Raw genomic sequence first — 1,631 nt, 5'->3', positions numbered from 1 at the left:
TGAAACCCCGGCAATCAGATTTGACAAAATCCGATCGGATCCGTGATGATCGCCTGGATGGCATCGATAACCCCGGATAATAAGCCGGCAAGGGTGTCTTTAATTTCAATAATAACTGCAAAAACGCTGGTTTTAAGGGTATTTAGTGCCTGGTTTACCCGTCCGCTGTTCTGGGTCTTAAGCTCTGCAATCCGTGCATCAATACTTGCAATATTATCGGCATATTTTTTAGCTAATACCTCAATAAGCGCCTCTTTTTTACTGTTTACACTTTCTTCTAGGGCACTGAACTTAGTCTGGATCTCCGCAATCGCTTCATTTCCGATCTTACGGAGGCTCGGCGACAGGCTGTTTACATAAGTCTGTATGTCTTTCCTGCCTGTGGCAATCCTGGTCTTCGCTGCATTATGTTGGGGGTTAATATGATGGGAGAGAATATACTAATAAAAAACCATACGAAAGGATTCATGCGGCAGCGGGAGGACTGATTTCAAATAAAAAGCGAGATTTCTGTTTAGAAACCTCGCTTTTTTATTATTATTTATTTCATTCTGCATCATAATCTGCCAAACTATGGGCTTCCTCCGGAGCCTGGTATTTTTCAGCAGCAATAAGTTTGCCCGGATCTTTTACCTGATTTATTTTTAAATCATGCGAATGACGCCATCCTGGCTCTTTAACTCCAAAAGTTAAATCATAAATTATTTTCAATCCTTCATTTGTTTCAGCTACATAAAACAGTTTGTTATAACTCAGTTCTCTTCCCGTATTTTCTGTATAACTTGTATAGCAGGCAAAAAGCTCGTCATTAACCAACCATCTCAATAAACCTTCTCCTAATTTTGGATTTTTGTATTGCTTGATTTGAAATAAAGTGCGGGGAACAGCTCTTTCTTCATTTTGATAATATAATTCTTTCATTTTGGCGTCTAAGTCTTTAACATCTTCTTCTTCCAATCCTCTCCAATATTCTTGTTTATTTGCATCATGAAAATAGTCTTTTACTTTATGTCTCATTTTCTCATAACCATCATCTGAAATTGAAAAATCATAATTTGCCTTATTACAAATATATTCATCCTTAATAAAGGAGCTAATAAAATTTTTAATCTCTTCCATCTATTTTTATTTTGTTCCTAATAATAAGTCTGACTCTTTTATTTCAAAGATTGCAAAATCAATTTCTACTTTGCTACTATCGTAAAGAAATACATTGTAAATTACTTCTTGAAGCCTTTTTTGGCTAGTTTCACATAAATTTTCTAAAATTCCAGTTTTTATTTCTTCATCATTTAATTGATGTCGTTTATCATTAGTTGATGCATATTCCGCTAACTGTGTTCTTACCTCAGACATTTTAAATATAGTATTATCTTCAGAATATTTTATCTAATTTATTTTATCAATAAAATGCATAAAAAAGCGGGACTTCTTTTGAAATCCCGCATTAATTTTAATTATTGATTGTTTTACTCTGCATTATAATCAGCTAAACTATTAGCTTCTTCCGGAGCCTGGTATTTTTCAGCAGCAATGAGTTTGCCCGGATCTTTTACCTGATTTATTTTTAAATCATGCGAATGACGCCATCCTGGCTCTTTAACTCCAAAAGTTAAATCATAAATTATTTT

At 34.3% G+C, this 1,631-nt stretch carries 2 protein-coding genes; both read right to left on the bottom strand.

The window, feature by feature from the left end:
• Positions 1-546: 546 nt before the first annotated feature.
• Entirely contained in the window at positions 547-1,119 is a 573-nt protein-coding gene (locus CHA01nite_RS20240; RefSeq protein WP_146944789.1) for a hypothetical protein, read from the bottom strand.
• A 6-nt stretch (positions 1,120-1,125) separates the two neighbouring features.
• Positions 1,126-1,356 (bottom strand): hypothetical protein, encoded by a 231-nt coding sequence (locus CHA01nite_RS20235; protein WP_146944787.1) that lies wholly within the window; start codon positions 1,354-1,356, stop codon positions 1,126-1,128.
• Between the last annotated feature and the right edge of the window lie 275 nt (positions 1,357-1,631).

This window comes from Chryseobacterium hagamense, from assembly GCF_007991455.1.
In the GTDB taxonomy this organism is placed as follows: Bacteria; Bacteroidota; Bacteroidia; order Flavobacteriales; family Weeksellaceae; genus Chryseobacterium; species Chryseobacterium hagamense.
Note: the sequence above shows the minus strand (reverse complement) of the source record. Positions and strands in the feature narration are given on the sequence as shown.